This is a genomic window from Actinacidiphila sp. bgisy144 (assembly GCF_057708105.1).
Window position 1 is genome coordinate 155,672 of record NZ_JBYIRM010000005.1, and the last position, 17,262, is coordinate 172,933.

Annotated in this window: 21 protein-coding genes and 1 tRNA gene; 9 read left to right on the plus strand and 13 right to left on the minus strand. The window is 74.2% G+C overall.

Annotation, left to right across the window (positions count from 1 at the left end; all coding sequences use genetic code 11):
- Nucleotides 1-32 precede the first annotated feature (32 nt).
- The 5 genes from AC3EVP_RS07975 to AC3EVP_RS07995 form a co-directional block, all read right to left on the minus strand.
- Nucleotides 33-326: a Dabb family protein gene (locus tag AC3EVP_RS07975; protein WP_435127584.1), complete on the minus strand. Its 294-nt coding sequence runs from the start codon at nt 324-326 to the stop codon at nt 33-35.
- Nucleotides 327-353: 27 nt separating this feature from the next.
- Entirely contained in the window at nt 354-518 is a 165-nt protein-coding gene (locus AC3EVP_RS07980; protein ID WP_435127586.1) for a hypothetical protein, read from the minus strand.
- 202 nt (nt 519-720) lie between these two features.
- Nucleotides 721-810: transfer RNA gene (locus AC3EVP_RS07985), tRNA-Ser, on the minus strand.
- A gap of 31 nt (nt 811-841) precedes the next feature.
- The gene (locus AC3EVP_RS07990; RefSeq protein ID WP_335971487.1) at nt 842-1,276 is read right to left on the minus strand and encodes a nucleoside deaminase; all 435 of its coding nucleotides are present in this window, start codon (nt 1,274-1,276) and stop codon (nt 842-844) included.
- A 71-nt stretch (nt 1,277-1,347) separates the two neighbouring features.
- Entirely contained in the window at nt 1,348-1,899 is a 552-nt protein-coding gene (locus AC3EVP_RS07995) for a tRNA adenosine deaminase-associated protein (protein WP_335971486.1), read from the minus strand.
- Nucleotides 1,900-2,188: 289 nt separating this feature from the next.
- Between AC3EVP_RS07995 and upp the strand changes: the two genes are divergently transcribed.
- Nucleotides 2,189-2,824: a uracil phosphoribosyltransferase gene (gene upp, locus AC3EVP_RS08000; RefSeq protein WP_335971484.1), complete on the plus strand. Its 636-nt coding sequence runs from the start codon at nt 2,189-2,191 to the stop codon at nt 2,822-2,824.
- A gap of 51 nt (nt 2,825-2,875) precedes the next feature.
- Here upp and AC3EVP_RS08005 read toward each other — a convergent pair whose 3' ends face one another.
- Together AC3EVP_RS08005 and AC3EVP_RS08010 are read right to left on the minus strand one after the other, a co-directional pair.
- On the minus strand, nt 2,876-3,520 hold the full coding sequence (locus AC3EVP_RS08005; RefSeq protein WP_435127589.1) for a LytR C-terminal domain-containing protein: 645 nt from the start codon (nt 3,518-3,520) through the stop codon (nt 2,876-2,878).
- Nucleotides 3,521-3,541: 21 nt separating this feature from the next.
- Nucleotides 3,542-3,838: a type II toxin-antitoxin system VapB family antitoxin gene (locus AC3EVP_RS08010; protein WP_222961733.1), complete on the minus strand. Its 297-nt coding sequence runs from the start codon at nt 3,836-3,838 to the stop codon at nt 3,542-3,544.
- 111 nt (nt 3,839-3,949) lie between these two features.
- Between AC3EVP_RS08010 and AC3EVP_RS08015 the strand changes: the two genes are divergently transcribed.
- The 5 genes from AC3EVP_RS08015 to AC3EVP_RS08035 all read left to right on the plus strand — a co-directional run bounded on the left by AC3EVP_RS08015 (nt 3,950) and on the right by AC3EVP_RS08035 (nt 9,347).
- On the plus strand, nt 3,950-5,632 hold the full coding sequence (locus tag AC3EVP_RS08015; RefSeq protein WP_435127592.1) for an FUSC family protein: 1,683 nt from the start codon (nt 3,950-3,952) through the stop codon (nt 5,630-5,632).
- A complete protein-coding gene (locus tag AC3EVP_RS08020) occupies nt 5,629-6,159 on the plus strand; it encodes a MarR family winged helix-turn-helix transcriptional regulator (RefSeq protein ID WP_335971476.1) in 531 nt (176 codons plus the stop codon). Before AC3EVP_RS08015 ends, AC3EVP_RS08020 begins: the two co-directional genes overlap by 4 nt.
- Before the next feature lie 106 nt (nt 6,160-6,265).
- Nucleotides 6,266-7,987 (plus strand): SpoIIE family protein phosphatase, encoded by a 1,722-nt coding sequence (locus AC3EVP_RS08025; protein ID WP_435127595.1) that lies wholly within the window; start codon nt 6,266-6,268, stop codon nt 7,985-7,987.
- A 197-nt stretch (nt 7,988-8,184) separates the two neighbouring features.
- On the plus strand, nt 8,185-8,673 hold the full coding sequence (locus AC3EVP_RS08030; protein ID WP_435127597.1) for a DnaJ family domain-containing protein: 489 nt from the start codon (nt 8,185-8,187) through the stop codon (nt 8,671-8,673).
- A gap of 92 nt (nt 8,674-8,765) precedes the next feature.
- Entirely contained in the window at nt 8,766-9,347 is a 582-nt protein-coding gene (locus AC3EVP_RS08035; RefSeq protein WP_435127599.1) for a hypothetical protein, read from the plus strand.
- 13 nt (nt 9,348-9,360) lie between these two features.
- On the opposite strand, the gene AC3EVP_RS08040 is transcribed toward AC3EVP_RS08035, so the two are convergent.
- Nucleotides 9,361-10,383 carry a hypothetical protein gene (locus AC3EVP_RS08040; protein ID WP_435127601.1) on the minus strand — a complete coding sequence of 341 codons (1,023 nt, stop codon included), beginning with the start codon at nt 10,381-10,383 and terminating at the stop codon, nt 9,361-9,363.
- Between the two features lie 263 nt (nt 10,384-10,646).
- On the opposite strand from AC3EVP_RS08040, the gene AC3EVP_RS08045 reads away from it, so the two are divergent.
- A complete protein-coding gene (locus AC3EVP_RS08045; RefSeq protein ID WP_335971466.1) occupies nt 10,647-10,910 on the plus strand; it encodes a hypothetical protein in 264 nt (87 codons plus the stop codon).
- Nucleotides 10,911-10,994: 84 nt separating this feature from the next.
- Here the strand turns inward: AC3EVP_RS08045 and AC3EVP_RS08050 are convergent, their stop codons facing one another.
- Nucleotides 10,995-11,495: a DUF5949 family protein gene (locus AC3EVP_RS08050; RefSeq protein WP_335971464.1), complete on the minus strand. Its 501-nt coding sequence runs from the start codon at nt 11,493-11,495 to the stop codon at nt 10,995-10,997.
- Nucleotides 11,496-11,776: 281 nt separating this feature from the next.
- Here AC3EVP_RS08050 and AC3EVP_RS08055 point away from each other — a divergent pair, with 281 nt between their 5' ends.
- Complete coding sequence (locus AC3EVP_RS08055; RefSeq protein ID WP_335971462.1) at nt 11,777-12,061, plus strand: chaplin; 285 nt, start codon at nt 11,777-11,779, stop codon at nt 12,059-12,061.
- 234 nt (nt 12,062-12,295) lie between these two features.
- On the opposite strand, the gene AC3EVP_RS08060 is transcribed toward AC3EVP_RS08055, so the two are convergent.
- Together AC3EVP_RS08060 and AC3EVP_RS08065 are read right to left on the minus strand one after the other, a co-directional pair.
- On the minus strand, nt 12,296-13,165 hold the full coding sequence (locus tag AC3EVP_RS08060) for a tyrosinase family protein (RefSeq protein WP_435127604.1): 870 nt from the start codon (nt 13,163-13,165) through the stop codon (nt 12,296-12,298).
- A gap of 27 nt (nt 13,166-13,192) precedes the next feature.
- Nucleotides 13,193-13,624, minus strand: coding sequence for a tyrosinase family oxidase copper chaperone (locus AC3EVP_RS08065; protein WP_335971458.1), 432 nt, complete (start codon nt 13,622-13,624; stop codon nt 13,193-13,195).
- Nucleotides 13,625-13,955: 331 nt separating this feature from the next.
- On the opposite strand from AC3EVP_RS08065, the gene AC3EVP_RS08070 reads away from it, so the two are divergent.
- Entirely contained in the window at nt 13,956-15,281 is a 1,326-nt protein-coding gene (locus AC3EVP_RS08070) for a glycoside hydrolase family 26 protein (protein ID WP_435127607.1), read from the plus strand.
- A 22-nt stretch (nt 15,282-15,303) separates the two neighbouring features.
- Here AC3EVP_RS08070 and AC3EVP_RS08075 read toward each other — a convergent pair whose 3' ends face one another.
- Both AC3EVP_RS08075 and AC3EVP_RS08080 read right to left on the minus strand, forming a co-directional pair.
- Nucleotides 15,304-16,557: a GNAT family N-acetyltransferase gene (locus AC3EVP_RS08075; protein WP_435127609.1), complete on the minus strand. Its 1,254-nt coding sequence runs from the start codon at nt 16,555-16,557 to the stop codon at nt 15,304-15,306.
- A complete protein-coding gene (locus tag AC3EVP_RS08080) occupies nt 16,554-17,234 on the minus strand; it encodes a YveK family protein (RefSeq protein WP_335971452.1) in 681 nt (226 codons plus the stop codon). Before AC3EVP_RS08080 ends, AC3EVP_RS08075 begins: the two co-directional genes overlap by 4 nt.
- Between the last annotated feature and the right edge of the window lie 28 nt (nt 17,235-17,262).

Here is a 17,262-nt window from a genome sequence, read left to right on the forward strand (position 1 = left end):
CGGCGAGGGGCCGGCAGTGAACAGGCGTGCGGTCAGATCTCGTAGTCGGCGATGACCCAGGTGGCGAAGGCGGACCACTGCGCGACCGCGGCCTGGTGCGCGGGGTGTTCGAGGTAGCGCGCCAGCGCGTCGGCGTCCGCGACCGTGGAGTTGATGGCGAAGTCGTAGGCGATCGGCCGGTCCGTGACGTTCCAGCCGCACTCCCAGGAGGCCACCTCCGGGATCTGCGGGCCGAGCTCGGCGAACGCCCGGCCGCCGGCGGCCACCCGCTCCTCGGCCCGGTCGACGCCCTCGTTCAGCTTGAACAGCACCAGATGACGGATCATCACCACTCCTCGCCTTGCCCGTGGCCGTCAGTTGGCCAGGTCGTGCATGAACTTCCCCAAGCTTTTGGCGGCGTTCGATATGCCGACGAACCCCACCTGGACGAGATCGGCCGCCCGAGCCGGCTGGTCGATGATCGTGTAGAGCACGAAGATCACCAGCACGATGACGGCGATCTTCCTCGCCTGCGCCATGCTCCTTGGCCTCCCCAGCAGCGACTCGGCCCAGCGGTCACACATGTGCAACTGCCGGATTCTATCCGCCGCATGGAGCAACCAGACGACCGGACTGCCTCATCATCCGAAAAAATGATGATGATTGCGAGGCATTCCCGCCGAGGGCCGAACGCGAACTGACCACCTGCCGGGGTCGGCAGGTGGTCAGTTCGTCCAGCTGTGGCGGTAGCGGTGGGATTTGAACCCACGGAGGAGTTGCCCCCTCACACGCTTTCGAGGCGTGCTCCTTAGGCCGCTCGGACACGCTACCGAGACTGATCCTAGCCCACCGGGGGCCGTGGTCAGAAATCGTTCGGCCGGAAGAAGCGGGTGAGGAGGGTCGCACTCGGCGCGGGCAGCACCTCGGCGACCACCTCGGGCCGGTGGTTGAGGCGGCGGTCGCGGACCAGGTCCCACAGCGAACCGGTCGCGCCCGCCTTCGGGTCGGGGGCGCCGTAGACCACCCGCGCCAGCCGGGACAGCACGATGGCGCCCGCGCACATGGTGCACGGCTCCAGGGTCACCGCCAGGGTGCAGCCGGTCAGCCGCCAGCCGCCCAGCGCGGCCGCGGCGCGGCGGATGGCGAGCACCTCGGCGTGCGCGGTCGGATCACCGGTCGCCTCGCGCTCGTTGCGGGCGCGCGAGAGCACCGACCCGTCGGGGGCCAGCACGACCGCGCCCACCGGTACGTCACCGGTGAGCGGGGCGTGCTCGGCCTCCGCCAGGGCGATCCGCATCGCGGGCACCCACGGGTCGCGTAGGACGTCGGGTGGTCCGGTGCCGGGGCCGGCACCGGCGGTCGGGTCGGTCAGCGGACGGCCTCCAGCACGTCGGCCGCGCCCAGGGCGTCGGCGATCTCGCCCAGGGCCTCCCCGGTCAGGGCGCCGTCCCCGCTCAGCGCGAGCAGGTCCGCGGCGCTCATCCCCAGGTCGGCCAGCAGGCCGGTCTCGCCCAGCGGGCCGACCGGCACATGGTCCTCCGAGAGGCCGGCCACGGCGTCCTCGTCGGTGTCGTCGGTGTCGCCGTCCTCGGTGCCATCGAGGTCGACAAGGTCGTCGAGGTCGTCCGCGTTCCCCGGGTCGCGGCCCAGCACCTCGTCGGTGAGCAGGATCTCCCCGTACGAGCTGCGGGCGGCGGCGGCCGCGTCCGACACATAGATCCTGGGGTCTTCCTCACCGTCGACGCGGATGACGCCGAACCAGGCGTCCTCCTGCTCGATGAAGACCAGGACCGTCTCCTCCTCGTCGCCGACCGTACGAGCCAGTTCGCTCAGGTCGGCGAGGGTTTCCACATCGTCGAGATCGGGTTCGCTCGCTTGCCAACCGTCCTCGGTGCGCGCGAGCAGTGCGGCGAAGTACACCGTGACTCTCCCACAGGTCTCAGGCCGTCCGGACCGGGTGGGCCCACCTTGCGGTTCATGAGGGTTCATGACGGTCCCACCCACTCGGCATCGTGGCAGAAACACCGGCGCTGCGAGAGGTCTTCGACACTGCGACGTGCCAGGACTTGGTCACTTCTGCGGAAAACCGCGATCTTGGCGGACCGCCGACCGGCCGCACGGTCACCCGGGAGCGTGCCGTGGTGACGTTGCGCACACCGCGGTCGCCGCGGGGCGGCGGGGCCGTCGGGCCGCCGGTTACAGTCCTCCCATGCGTCTCCACGTTGTCGACCACCCGCTGGTCGCGCACAAGCTGACCGCGCTGCGCGACCAGCGCACCGACTCGCCCACCTTCCGCCGGCTCGCCGACGAACTCGTCACGCTGCTCGCCTACGAGGCGACCCGTGACGTGCGCACCGAACAGGTCGACATCGTCACCCCCGTCGCCCAGACCACCGGGGTGCGGCTGTCCCACCCGCGGCCCCTGGTGGTGCCGATCCTGCGGGCCGGGCTGGGCATGCTCGACGGCATGGTCCGGCTGCTGCCCACCGCCGAGGTCGGCTTCCTCGGCATGGTCCGCGACGAGGACACCCTCCAGGCCACCACGTACGCCACCCGCATGCCCGAGGACCTCTCCGGCCGCCAGGTGTACGTGGTCGACCCGATGCTGGCCACCGGCGGCACCCTGGTCGCCGCGATACGGCTGCTGATCGAGCGCGGCGCCGACGACGTCACCGCCCTGTGCCTGCTGGCCGCCCCCGAGGGCGTCGAGGTGATGGAGCGCGAACTCGCCGGGCAGCCCGTGACAGTGGTGACCGCCGCGGTCGACGACCACCTCAACGGCCAGGGGTTCATCGTCCCCGGGCTCGGCGACGCGGGCGACCGCCTCTACGGCACGGTCGGCTAGCCGCCGCAGCGGCGGGGGCGGTTCGGCTCTCGGGGTGCAGGTCTTGGTGGTTCAGCTCTTGGTGGTGCAGGTCGGCTTGGGGGCCGGGGGGTTCGCCGCGGTGATCCGGGCCTCGGCCGCCTGCGCGGGCGTCGCCAGCTTCGCGAAGGCGTCGCCGATCAGCAGGTCGACGGTGGTGCCCTTGCGGGTGGGGTCGATCTTCACGGTGGAGCCGACGACCTGGGTGCCGGCCTCGCGGGCGGCGGCCTCGCCGCCGGGCCCGGAGACGATGAGCGCGGAGCCGGTGACCTTCGCGTCATAGGGGTCGGGCGCGTTCCCGAACTTCGCCACCTTGAAGCCGCGTGCGGCGAGCGCGTCCGCGGTGGTCTTCGCCAGCCCGCCGCGCGTGGTCGCGTTGAGGACGTTCATCGTGACGTGCGCGGGCTGCGGCAGCGTCAGCGGCTTGGCGGGCGTCGGGCTGGCCGTGGGAGTGCAGGTCGGACGGCTCGACGCGGCGTGCGCGGTGGTGCTCTTGCCCTTGCCGCCGAAGACGTCGAAGAGCTGCACAGCCCCCCAGCCGAAGAGGCCGAGGACGACGACCGCGGCGATCAGGACGGCCACGAAACGGCCGCGCCGCTTGGGCGGGCGCATCCGCGGATACGAGTTTCCCGTGACCCGGTACTTCCCGCCCATCCCGGAGGGGGTCAGCATGCTCATGAGCGCAGCGTAAGCGGATTGTCAGTCCATCTCCAGGACCCGGGCGTGCAGCACTTGGCGCTGTTGCAGCGCCGCGCGCACCGCCCGGTGCAGGCCGTCCTCCAGGTAGAGGTCGCCCTGCCACTTCACGACGTGCGCGAAGAGGTCGCCGTAGAAGGTGGAGTCCTCCGCCAGCAGTGTCTCCAGGTCGAGCTCCCCCTTGGTGGTCACCAACTGGTCCAGCCGCACGGGACGCGGGGCGACGTCCGCCCACTCGCGCGTGCTGACCCGGCCGTGGTCCGGGTACGGCCGCCCGTTTCCGATGCGCTTGAAGATCACACGGAAAGCCTACCGGCCCCGCTCGGCCGGGCGCAGCCTCGACGCAGGGATGGGCGCCTCCTGGGGCCTCGGATTTTGTTTTCCAGGTAAAACACTTGGTAAGTTTGTCCTATGAGCAAGGCCGCCCCCACCTCCCCCGGGCCGCGCAGACTCCCCACCGCAGGAGTGCTGCGGCTGGGCCGGACCTCCGACATCTGGTTCAAGCCCGCCGTCAGCGCGGTCGTCGCGTCGGCGATCCCCAACCTGATCCTGCTCTGCCTGGACCGGCTGGACCTGGCCATCTACACGATGGCCGGGTCGCTGTGCGCCACCTACGCGCACAACCGGCCGTACGCCAACCGCGCCAGGACCATGGTCGGCGTCATCCTCGGCATGGTCGCGGGCCTGGCCGCAGCCCTCGTCACGTCCTCGCTCGTCGACAGCACCATGGCGCTGATCACCGTCGGCGCGCTGCTGGCCGCCTTGCAGAAACTGCTCTGCGACGCCACGAGGATCGGCCCGCCCGCGCACGTGATCTTCACGTTCATCAGCTCGGCGGCGCTCTTCGTGCCGCAGACCATCGGCCAGGTGCCGGGCCACCTCGCCCTCACCGCGGGCGCGGCGGCCCTGGCCTACGCGGTGACGATGGCGCCCGGGCTGCTGCGCCCCCAGGGCCCCGAGCGGCGCGCGGTCCGCGGCGCCCTGCGGGCCACCGCCCGCTACGCCGGGCTCCCGGCCGGCGCCCCGGAGACCGGGCCGGCCCGGGACGCGGCGGCCGCCGCCATCCAGATCGGCTGGCAGAACCTGCTGCTCAGCGGCGACCGCCGCACCGAGGACCGGCGGGCCCTGGAGCGGCTGCTGATCCGCGCCGAGATCGCGCTGGCCAGCCCGACCGCGGCCGACCCCGGCCTGCTCGCCGGGTGGGCCGACCGGCTGCGCGGCACCGGCGCCGTGCCGCGCCCGGCCGACCCCGCCCACGCCACCGACCTGCTCGGCGTCGAGGTCGAGCACGCCTTTCCGGGGCCGTCGCTGCTGCGCCGGATGCGGCCGGGCGGCCTGCTCCTCCCGGTCGCCGCCCGCACCTTCGCCGGGTGCGCGCTGGCCGGATACGTCTCCTTCGGCCTGGGCGTCGGGCGGCCCTACTGGGCGATCGTCACCGCCGCCGCGGTCTCCCAGGCCAACGTCAGCCAGTCCTGGCGCCGCAGCATCCAGCGGGTGGTGGGCAACCTGGTCGGTGTCCTGGTCTTCGTCGCGGTCACCCCGCTCACCGACACCGGTCCGACCGCCCTGGTGCTGGTCGCGCTGGCCTTCAACTTCGCCGCCGAGGCGTTCATGCCCCGCAACTACTGGCTGGGCAGCATCTGCGTGACGCCGATGGCCCTGCTGATCGTGCAGTTCTCCCGGCACCAGGCCCCCGGCGGGCTGCTCACCGACCGCGTCGTCGACACCCTGGTCGGCGCCGTCGTCGGGATGCTGGCCGCGATGGCGGTCGTCACCCGCCGCCCCAGCCGGATTCTCGCGGTGGCGCTGACCGGCGCCCGCACCGCCCAGCAGAACGCGCGGGACGTGCTGGCCGCACCGCACCCGGACCCCGCCGCCCTGGACGCGGCCCGGCGGCGGCTGACCTTCGCGCTGGTCGAGCTGCGCGAGCTGCGGGACATCGCGGCCGGCGAGTGGTGGCAGGCCCCGCTGCCCGAACAGGACGTGCTGGCCCTCCAGCGCAGCGGACACCGTACGCTCGCCGAGACGGTGCGCGCCCAGGGGCTCGGGAACGGCGGCGCCGAGGCGGACGGCGGAGGGGGCGGCAGGGCATGACAGCGGCGGCGAACGGCGGACCGGCGGGCGACACGGTGGCCGCGGTGGTCCGGCAGTGGCAGACCGTGCGGCCCGACCTGGACACCGCCCCGATGGAGGTCATCGGCCGGATCAACCGCTGCGCGGCGCTGCTCCAGCACGCGGAGGACGCCCCGATGCGCCGGGCCGGCCTGACCCGCCCGGAGTTCGACCTGCTCAGCGCCCTGCGGCGGACCGGCCGCGAGCTGACCCCCAGCGAGCTGGCCCGGGAGACCTTCGCCTCCGGCGCCGCCGTGACCAAGCGGCTGAAGGTCCTCGGCGAGCGCGGCTGGGTGGACCGCCGCAGCGACACCAGGGACCGCCGGGTCGCCCGGGTCCGGCTCACCCGCAGCGGCCGGGAGCTGATCGACTCGGTCATGCCCGACCAGCTGCGGTACGAGACCGCCGCGCTGTCCGGCCTGGCCGACGGCGACCAGCGGCAGGTCGCGGCGCTGCTGGGCGAGCTGCTGGTCCAGCTCGAAGGGCGGCTCGGGCTGCCCCGCGCCTGACCCGCGCCCGCCCCCGTACGGACCCCGCGGCCCCACCCCGCGTCGAATCGCCGATCGGGCGACCTGCGGGCAGGGTTGGACGTACGACCCGGAGGAGGGACCGCCGATGCAGCCCGAGGTTCCGGCGCCCGGCAGCGCGGTGTGGCAGGTGCTGCTGGAAGGCACACAGGCAGGGGTGGCGCTGCTCGGCCCCGACCTGCGGTACCTGTACGTGAACCCGGCGCTGGCGCGGATGAACGGCGTCGACGCCGAGGCGCACTACGGGCGGCGGATCGTGGACATCGTGCCCGGCGTCGACATCGACGAGTCCCTGTTCCGCGCGCTGCTGGCCGACGGCCGCCCGCGCGAGCTGACCTTCAGCGGGCAGACCCGGGCCGGCTCCACCCACGCCCGGCGGCACTGGCGGGGCTGCTGCCACCGCGTCACCGCCGCCGACGGCCGGGTGCTGGGCGTGGGCGTGGTGCTGCTGGAGGTGAGCGACGACCTGGAGGTGCGGCGGGAGCTGGAGCGCACCAGCAAGCGGCTGCTCGTCCTGGACGCGGCGGCGATGCGGATCGGCTCCACGCTGGAGATGGAGCAGACCTGCCAGGAGCTGGCGGACCTGCTGGTCGAGGTGCTGGCGGACGCCTCGATGGTGGAGGTGCTCTCCAGCGGCGAGCAGGACGGCCACCGCCCGCCGCCCGGCGGCACGGTCCGGCTGCGCCGGTCCGCGCTGAGCACCGGCCCGGCGCTGCGCGCGGTCGCGGCGGGTCTGGGCGAGGCCGGCGAGTACATCGACTGCCAGCCCGGCTCGGCGATCCCGCGCTGCCTGGAGACGGGCCGGCCGATCGTGCTGAACCTGCTCTCCGACGACGAGATGATCCGGCACGCGCCCACCACCGAGCACGTGACCTTCTACCGCGAGACCGGCATCCACTCCGGCCTGATCGTGCCGCTGGCCGCGCGCGGGCAGCAGCTCGGCACCGTGTCGATGGTCCGGGCCGGGTCGTCGCCCGTCTTCGACGACGAGGACGTGGCCGTCGCCGGCGCGCTGGCCGAGCGGGCCGCGATCAGCCTGGACAACGCCCGCCGCTACACCCGCGAGCACGGCATCGCGGTGGAGTTGCAGCGCGCGCTGCTGGCCGCGCCCGGTACCCCGAACCCGCGGGTCGACACCGCCACCCGCTACCTGCCGGCGGGCGCCGACGACCTGGTGGGCGGCGACTGGTTCGACACGCTGGCGCTGCCCGGCGGGCTGACGCTGCTGGCGATCGGGGACGTGATGGGCCACGGCGTCGGCGCCGCGGTCGAGATGAGCCACTACCGCTCCATGCTGCGGGTCGGCGCCGGGGAGGGCGACGCGCCGGACCGGGTGCTGCGCCGGATCGACCGGCTGCTGACGGCCGGGGGCGTGGAGCGGCCCGCCACCTGCCTGCTCGGCATCGCCGACCCGCTGCGCGGCGCCGCGTGGTTCTCCAGCGCCGGGCACCTGCCGCCCGCGCTGGTCGCGCCCGACGGGCGGGTGCGGCTGCTGGACGTGCCGCCCGGCCCGCCGCTGGGCGCGGAGCTCGGCGGCGGCTACGAGACGGTGCACGCGCCCTGGCCGCCCGGGCACACCCTGCTGCTGTACACCGACGGGCTGGTGGAGCGGCGCGGTGAGGACATCGACGCGTCGCTGGAGCGGCTGGCCGGGCTGCGGCTGCCGCCTGCCGAGGCCCCGGCGCGCGCGGGGCTCGGTTCGCTGGACGCGCTGCTGGCGCGGGTCGTGCACCGGCTCGCGCCCGCCGAGGCCGAGGACGACGTGGCACTGCTGGCGGCGCGGGCGGTGCCGGGCCGCGGGCCGCGCTGAGGGCGCCGGGCGGGGCGCCGCGGGTGGAGCGCGTGGGGGCGGGCTGGGGCGCGTGGGGGAAGCGTTGGGGCGGTGTAAGGACCGAACTCCTGGCGGCTTGGCCCTTACCGCGAGGCGGGGCGGTGTTGTTAGCCTCGAAGGTGCGAGCCGCTGGTGACCGGCGACCCCCGGGTCGGGGCGTACCGAGGAGTGACCGCATGACCGAACGCAAGCCGCCAGGTGTGTCCTTCGAGACGTGGGCGGACCGGCAGATCCGCGAGGCGGAGGCGCAGGGCGCCTTCGCCGACCTGCCCGGCCGCGGCAAGCCCCTGCCGAACCTGAACGCGCCCTACGACGAGATGTGGTGGGTCAAGGGCAAGATGCGGCGCGAGGGGCTGTCCTTCCTGCCCCCGTCGCTGGCGCTGCGCAAGGAGGCGGAAGACGCCGCCGCCGCGGTGGCGCGGGCCCGCTCCGAGCGGCAGGTCCGGCAGATCCTCACCGCGGTGAACGAGAAGATCGAGGCCGCGATCCGCCGCCCGCCGCCGGGCCCGCCGCTGAACCTGCGCCCCTTCGACGTCGAACAGGCCGTCGCGCGCTGGCACGAGGGCCGCGACGGCGAGGCGGCCGAGGCGGCGGACGGTGGAATCACAGGCAGCGGCACCGCCGCGCCGCGCCGGCCCTGGTGGCGGCGGCTTCGCCCGACATGACGTCAGGACGCGGCCCGGCCGGGCGGATCGGGGCGCGGATCACGGCGCCCGCGGTGTTCCGGGCGCCGGACCGCCCCTGATAGGCATGGCCCGTGCGCTTCGACTCCGTCCCCAAGCCTCCGTCCGTCGAGGCCCGGCCCCGCGACGAGCGCGGCTACCCGGTGCCCGCGATCACCCCGTGGCAGGACGAGCGGCCGCAGTTCGCGCTGACCGACCACGGGCGCAGCGCGGACTGCGCCCGGCAGCGGCTGTGCTCGGTGTGCGGCACCCGCATGCCGCGCGGCACCGTGTGGCGGGTGGTGGGCGCGGCGGAGGCCGAGGCGATCGCGGACGCGCGGGCGGCCGGCCGCCCGTACCGCAACCTCGCCCCCACCACCGAGGGCCCGGGGCACCGGGCGTGCATGCTGTACGCCTCCATGGTCTGCCCCTACCTGGCCCGCCCGGGCGGGCGCCGCGGCACCGACGCCGAGCACCCCGACGCCATGACGGCCCACGTCGTACGGGGCGCGGCGCGCGGGGTGCTGGGCGCGGTGGTCGGCTTCGCGGAGTACGAGTTCGCGGTCACCGATCAGCGGACCCTCTTCCGCTTCCTCGACGTGGTGGAGTTCCTGCCGCACCAGAACGCCGACACGCACCTGGCCGAGCTGCGGGCCGAACTCGGCGCCCGCAGCTAGCCGTTTCGGGGGCTCACGACGCCCGGAAGGCGGGCAGGCCCTGGTAGTCGGAGACCTTCGCCGGGCTGCCGGAGCCGTCGGCGGGCAGTTCCACGATGCCGTCCGGGGTGCGGGCGGCGATCGTCCGGTTGTCGGGGGAGAACGCCGGCTCGGTGTAGTCGGTGGCGGCGTCCGGGGTGAGGTCCTTGAAGGACGGGCCGCTGTTCGTGGACTCCTCCAGGAACAGGTGGTCGTGGCCGTCCACGGAACGGACGAAGACCACGTCCTCGTTGCCGTCCGTGGTCATCGCCGGCTCCGAGCCGGAGGCGAGGACCGAGCCCTGCTGCCGCAGGTTGTCGTCGCGGATGTAGACCTTGCCGCTGTCGGGGTTGGCGTAGACCGCGGCGCCCTCGCTGCCGGCGTTCGGCCAGGTGTTGCCGGTGGTCGGCAGCGGGTCGGGGTTCTCGCTCGCCATCTCGTTGAGGCTGATCGGCTTCGGGGTGCCGCCGGAGGAGGGGACGGCCTCCAGTCTGGTGGTGCCGCCGGACCGCACGGCGAAGATCAGGTTGTCCAGCCCGGGCATGCCGGAGGACGCGTCCGCCTTGCGGGTCTGCCAGGTCGGGTGCGACCAGGTCTGCCCGCCGGGGTTCTTGGCCACCACCTGCCGGCCGGAGCCGTCGGGGTTGCTGACCGCGAGGTCGCCGTCGCCGTCGACGAACGCGGCCCGGCTGCCGTCGGGGGACCAGGTGAGGTCGCGCACCAGGGTGCCGAAGTCGACGCGGGTGCCGTTCATGACGACGTAGCGGCTGCCGTCGCTGATGGTCAGGCCGCCCTGGGCGGTGCCGTTGAGCCGCGAGCCGGAGCCGGCCGGGGCGGCGCTGACGGTCGGGCCGCCGGAGCCGGCCGGCGGCGTGGTGGTGGTGCCGTCGGCGGCCGGGTCGTCGGGCCCGCAGGCCGACAGCAGCAGGGCGGCGCCCGCGGTGAGGCCCGCGGTCAGTGCGACGGCTGCGGAGGTGCTGCGTCTGCGGCCGCGGCCGCGGCGGGTGGGCACGGACATCTCGGTTCCCCCATGAACGTGTGAGACGGCTGCTGCGGCCGACGGCGCCGGCCGCTGTGAGGGAAGCGTGGCAAGCCGACTTCGCCGCACCGTGCGGTAGTTGTCACAGACCGGCAACACCTTGGCACGTCCGGTCACGGCGGCCGGGAGTGCTCGGCCGGACGGGTGCGGCGCGCCACCTGCGCGGGTGAACGCCGCGGACCCGGGCTGACGCTCGGCGCCGTGGGCGTGCCCTGGGGGCGGGCTGCGGCGTTGTACGGCTCATGAACGTATTCCGCATCCTCACCACCGCCGCGGCCGGCTCCTTCGTGCTCGCCGCTGCCGCGCCCGCCGTGCAGGCCGCCGACCTCAGCTCCACCCTGGCGAGCACCGCGGTGACCGCCTCCGACACCGGCGCCCAGGCCGGCAGCGTCGCCTCCGGCGTGATCCAGCAGTCCGGGGTCGGCTCGAAGGTCGACGCCGTCCAGAAGGCCGTCAAGGCCGGCTCCGACGCGGTGACGGCGGGCAACGAACTGGTCAACGGCTGACCGCCGCCCGCACGGAAAAAAAAGGGGCGCCCCTTCGGTAAGGGGCGCCTCTTTCGCGCGCCCCGGCCGGGGCGGCGGTCCGGCTCAGCCGCGGAGGGTGCTCACCGGGACCGTGAAGTGGGCCGCGGTGCCGAGGACTTCCTCGTCGGCGGCGAAGGCGCGCAGCGACTCCTCGGTGATCGTCGCGCCCGGGACCGCCGCGGGCCACGGGCGGCTGGCCAGGATCACGTAGACCGACCCGCGGGCGCGGGCCGCGGCCGTCCACTGGTCCGGCACCGGGCAGGTCACCTTCAGGTAGGGCATGGTCAGCACCGCCTTGCCGCCCTCCACCAGCACCCGCACGTCCACCTTCGGGGCCTGCGCGACGTCCAGGACGGTGCCGCCGACCGGCAGCCCGATCTGCCGCGCGGCCTCCAGGACCGCCTCCTGACCGGCCGCCGGGCCGTCCGCCCCGTCGCCGAGGGAGTAGGCGAGCAGGAACGGGGTGTCCTCGCCGTCCTCGTGGCTGCCGGCCCACGGGATCACCACGAGGGTGCCCAGCCGGCTCTGGAGGGGCGACGCGGGGGCGGTGTTGGTCTGGCTCATGCGCCGGACCCTAACGGGCGACAGACCCGTTCCGGCGCCGATATCACCTCAGCGGGCGACCTCGGGGCACGGGATTCGCCCGTTCGTGGAAAGGGAGGCACCCCGGTTCGTATCCGGTGGCGGACGGGTGCGGGATACGGGTGCGGGAAGCGGGCGCGGGAAGCCGTCACCGATTCGGTCCAACCTGCGTGACCATTCCTGGTCCCGGCCGTTGCCCAATGCGTCGAAAGCCGCAGCGTTGCGGTGATTCTCATCTCGTAAGACGTCTCAGGGAGATCTTGATGTCGCGTATCGCGAAGGCCGCGGCTCTCACCGCCGCCGCAGGTGCCGCGCTGGCCGCTGGTGCGGGTGTGGCTTCGGCCGACGCCGGTGCCGGGGGCGCCGCGGTGGGCTCGCCGGGTGTCGTGTCCGGCAACCTCGTCCAGGTGCCGGTGCACATTCCGGTCAACGTGTGTGGCAACACCATCGACGTCGTCGGCGTGCTCAACCCGGTGTTCGGCAACCAGTGCGAGAACAGCTCCTCGCACGACGACGGCAACTGGGACAGCAGCGGCGCCCAGTACTGAGCCCCGCCCCACCCGCACGGCCCCCGCCCGGAGTACGCACCGGTCGGGGGCCGTTCGCATGTCGTGCCGGCCGTCCGCGAAGGGGCCCTGCGGCCACCCCCTCCGCGAACTCGTGCGTCAGCTCTCCCCTTTTTCGGTCGATCTTCCTGCTCGTTCGCTCCGGAGGCGGCCGCACATGTCGTGCCGGCCCTCCGCGAAGGGGCCCTGCGGCCACCCCCTCCGCGAACTCGTGCGTCAGCTCTCCTCGTACGTGTAGTACTTGCGGTAGTCCAGCACCCTTGAGGGCGGGACGTTGAACGGGGGCATCGGCTCGGTGAGGCTGATGACGCGGCCGTGCTCGGGGTCCTTCGTACCCAGGGGCTTCGCCGGGAGGTAGCCGGACTTGGGGTGCAGGCGCTGCCAGCGGGCCCAGATCAGGTCGATGAAGGCGTGGTGCAGCCAGAACACCGGGTCGTTCGGCGAGGACCCGCCGATCATGTGGCCGCCGACCCACTGGTGCACCCGGTTGTGCAGGTAGCCGCCCTTGGTGTCGCTGACGACCCACCCCTCCATCTTGTTGCGCAGCCCCTGGGTGCCGGGCGCGGAGTTCCACGGCGCGGTGTCGTACGTCGCGATCTTCAGCGCGTCGTTCAGCTCGGCGGCGGTCGGCAGCACGATCGGCCGGTCCGGGCGGCCCATGTTGCGGGTCAGGTACCGCTCCCGCGTGACGCCGTAGGTGATCGGCCAGTTGCCGGTCCCGTACGCGAACGGGCCGGTCATCACCTGGCCGTCGCTGGAGCGGCCGTTGCCGCCCATGAAGTCGTCGTCCCACAGCGCGGACGTCTCCGACCGGTCGGCGGTCCAGTCCCAGTACGGGATGGTCACCTCGGGGTCGATCATCCGCAGCTCGTGCTCGAAGACCAGCAGGAACTGCCGGTGCCAGGGGAAGAACGTGGGGGCCATGTGCGCCACCCGCAACCCGGTCTCGCCGTCGGCGCTGAAGTACTGGGTGTGCAGCTTGACGTACTTGTCGTACCCGCCGCTGCGCTTGAGCTGGAGCACGGCGCGGACGAAGCGCGCGCGCTGGTCGCTGGTCAGATTCCGCTGGTTGATCCGGGTGTACACAGGTGCGGGCCCCTCGACGCTCGTCGGTCAGTGATGGTGCGCGGCGGCGGCGTCGGCGAGTTCGGCGCTCCCGATGACGTCGACCGCGCCCCGTGCGGTGGCCAGCGGCGTCGGGTACGGCTGGAAGTGGTTGGCCATGCTCACGTAGCTGCCGTCGAACCGGCGCATGGCGCCCAGGGGCAGCCCGTCGACCAGGAGCAGCAGCCCGCTGGGGTCGTCGGAGGTGAAGCCCTGGATGCGGCGGCCGCGGTAGACCTCGTCGAAGAGCGGCACGCTCACGTCCTGCGGTGCGGAGCCCGGCCCGCCGTCCGCCGCCGGCTTCCCGTCGGTGCCGCCGTCCGCCGCGGTGGCCGCGGCCGGCTGCCCTGCGGCGAGCATGGGGCGCAGCCCCGCCGCGGTGCCCGAGACGGCCGCCGCGGTGATCAGTCCGGTGCGGAGCACTCTTCTGCGTGATGCCATGCCCGGCTCCTTTCTCGGCTCTCGGCCGCGGTTCATCTTGCCCGGCGCGGCCCCGAATCCCGGGACCACCGCCGACGACCGGCAACGTTGATCCGGAAATTCACCTGACCGGGTGATGTCGTCGGTGGACGGCGACGGGTCTGATAGGGGAAGGGGATTCCTTGTGGGCGCGGGCAGTTCGCCTTGAAAAGCCCGATCGTATGTCCATCTGAAGGTATGCGGCGCGGCCGTCTCCGAAGTACCGAATCCACGAGTGCCATTTATTCGTACGTTATGACTGACGGTCAGGCGGCTCTTCCCGCACGCCTTTTCCGTCGAACGAGGAGTGGCCATGGCCGAGCGGCACCACTGGTGGGCACGGGGGAGCGTCGCACTGGCCACGGCCGCGGTGCTGCTGTCCGGGGCGACCGCGACCGGGCTCGGCGACGACTCCGCCGGGCGGCTACTCGGGCGGCCCGCGTACGGCACCCCGGTCGCCGGCCCGCTGCCGTCGCAGACCGCCCCGCGCTCCGGGCCGTCCGCCGGCACACCGACCACCGCCCCCTCGGCCGCGCCGAGCCCCGCGGCACCGGCGAACGGCGGGCTGCCGGCGATGGGCGCGTTCACCGACTCCGGCGCCAAGGGCGTCCAGAGCCTGGCCGGGCTCCAGACCTGGCTCGGCGGCACCCAGGTGAACGTCGGCCACACCTACCTGCCGGGCGACGACTGGGACAGCATCGAGGGCGGCGGCGACCTGCTGCAGCCGTGGGCCGACTGGACCCGCGCCCAGCCCGGCCGGCTCTTCGTGCTCAATGTGCCGATGCAGGCCGACAACGAGGGCCATGTCCCGGACGCCCAGGTGCGCGACCTCATCGAGCAGGGCGCGAGCGGCGCCTTCGACGCGCACTTCACCACGCTCGCCCGGCGGCTGGTGCAACTCGGCGTCCCCGACACGGTGCTGGTGCTCGGCTGGGAGATGAACGGCACCACCTACACCCACCGCTGCGGCCCCGACCCCGAGGGCTGGAAGGCGTACTGGAACCATGTGGTCACCGCCATGCGCGCCGTCCCCGGCCAGCACTTCCGCTTCGACTTCGCACCCAACCGCGGCCAGGACGCGATCGGCTGGACCACGTGCTACCCCGGGGACTCCACCGTCGACATCATCGGCATGGACTCCTACGACCAGCCGTCCGGCGAGACCTTCCAGCAGCAGGTCACCGAGCCGTACGGGCTCCAGGCCCAGGTGGACTTCGCCGCCGCGCACAAGAAGGCGATCTCCTACCCGGAGTGGGGCCTGTTCCGCAACGGCGACGACCCCGACTACATGAGCCTGATGCTCACCTGGATCATCACCCACCACCCGCTCTACCAGACCATCACCGACTACTGCCCGCACGGCGTGTGGCAGTGCGCGCAGAACCCCGCCTCCTCGAAGGTGTACCGGGCGCTGCTGTACGACCGGAAGACCGTCAGCGCGGCGCCCGCCTCACCCGCGCCCACACCGTCCCCCGGCACCTCGCCGACGTCCGCGCCCGCCGAGAGCTGCGTGCCGATGCCGCTGAGCGAGGTGCTCAAGCAGTCCTACGCGAGCGGGCAGGTGTGCGTACGGCTCGAGCAGCGCCCGAAGCCGTCCGCTGCCGCCACGCCCTCCCCCGGGCCCACCAGCGCCCTGTGACCGTCCGGCCGGCGGACGCGGTCTAATTCCGGCGGCGCCTGCGCAGTCCGCGCAGCCGGGTGCGGGCGGCGGTCGCCAGCCGGCGGGCCAGCAGCGACGGCAGGGCGCGGCGGGTGCCCAGCAGGAGGCGGGAGTTGGGGGCCGGGGTCGGGCGCCAGTGGGACTTGTGCGGCTCGGCGCCCCGCAGCATGCTCAGCACCGGCCGCCCGGCGGCGGCGGTGAGGCGGGCGCCGTGCCGCATCAGGAGGGTGTTGAGGTCCACCCGCGCGGCCCGCAGGGCGGCGAAGTCGGCGCCGTAGAGGTAGCCGCCGGCCAGGGTCGGGGACAGCACGGTGAAGTTCGCGGCGACCACCTCGCCGCCGATCCTGAACTCGGTGAGCAGCGCCTCGCCGGACCGGGTCATCGCCGCGCCGGCCCGGCCGAGGTGTTCGGCGAACCGGGGCCGGACGTGTTCGGGGGTGACGCCCCGGCCTTCCCACTGGGCGGTGTGCAGCCGCAGCAGCGTACGGATCGCGGCGGGCACCTCGGCGGCCGGCACGTCGTGCTCCTCGACGCCCGAGGCGTCGATCTTGCGCAGGTGGCCGCGGATGCGCTGGCCGCGCGAGCTGCCGACCCGGGCGATCAGCCCGGCCATCGGGCCGCCGGGCAGCTCCAGGCAGTCGGAGTCGGCGAGCCGCCGCTTCGGGCCGCTCCACCGCGCGTACACCCGTTCGGCGGCGGCGCCCGCGGGCACCTCGCGCAGGTCCACGACCGAGCCGGCCGCCGCCTGCCGCAGGCCGCGGACGAGGGCGGCCGTGACCGGCCCGCCTTCGCCTTCGTCGTCGCGTTCGTCGCTGCCGCTGTCGTCGCCGTCGGCCGCCGGGTCGAGGAGCACGTCGGAGAAGTCCGTGATGGCCCCGCCGAGCGGCACCAGCGCGGGCAGCGGGCGGTACACCCGCATCAGCGCGGCCGCGCCGACCAGTTCACCGCCGCCGGTGCCGGTGCTGCCGTCGCCGTCGGTCCCGCCGTCGCCGCGCAGGACCAGCACGACCCGCAGCCGGCCCGCCCGCCCGTACGACAGCCACCACGAGTGCAGCCACGCGTGGCTCTGGAACGGGGTGGCCCGCGGGCAGCCGCGGTGCAGCCGGTCCCACGCGGGGGCGAGGGCGGCGAACTCGGCCGGGTCGCGGCAGATCCGCACCGTCAGCGCACCGCTGGGCGGTCCGGGCGGCGCGGGTCTGGGGCGCGGTGGCCGGGGGGCGGCCGGCGCCGCGGTGTCGGGGCCCTCCACCGTCACACCGCCGTCCGCTCGGGCCGCGGCTCGGCGGGCGACGGGGACGGCGCGGGCGCGGCCGGCGCCGGGAGCTGCGCCGTGCCCTCCTCGCGCCGGGGCCGGACCAGCAGGGCGAGCGCGCCGAGCAGCCCGCCCGCGCTGGCGCCCACCGCGCCGGACAGCGCCGCCGACGGGGAGGACGGCGCGGCGGGCGCGGCCGCGGGGGAGAACAGCAGCAGCCGGACACCGGTGCTGCCGCTGTCGCGGTTGCCGACGGCGGCCAGCGAGCGGGCCACGCCGTTGGCGATGGCCGCGGCCGTGCCCGCCTTGGCGGAGCTGCCGGTGACGGAGATCATCGGGGCGTCGGGCGACGTCGCCGCCTGGACCCGGCTCTTCAGGTCGGCGGCCGCGGTGTGGGTGGCCGCCTGCGCCCCGGCCAGCACCGCGGAGCCGGTGACGATCCGGCCGTATGCCTGGGCGAAGCCGAGCGCGGTCGGCGCGTCGGTGCCCTGCTGCGGTACGACCATCACGTAACTGGTCGCGGTGTACTGCGGGGTGGCCGCGAGGCCGTACCCGACGCCGCCGAGCAGGCCGACGCCGATACCGAGCGGCAGCGGCAGCCAGCGCGGCAGCGCCCGGCGCCGGAGCGGGGTGCGGCGGCCGCGGTCCTGCGGGGCGCCGATGTCGTCCGTGTGGTTCACGGTGTGTCTCACTTCTGGGCGGGTGTCG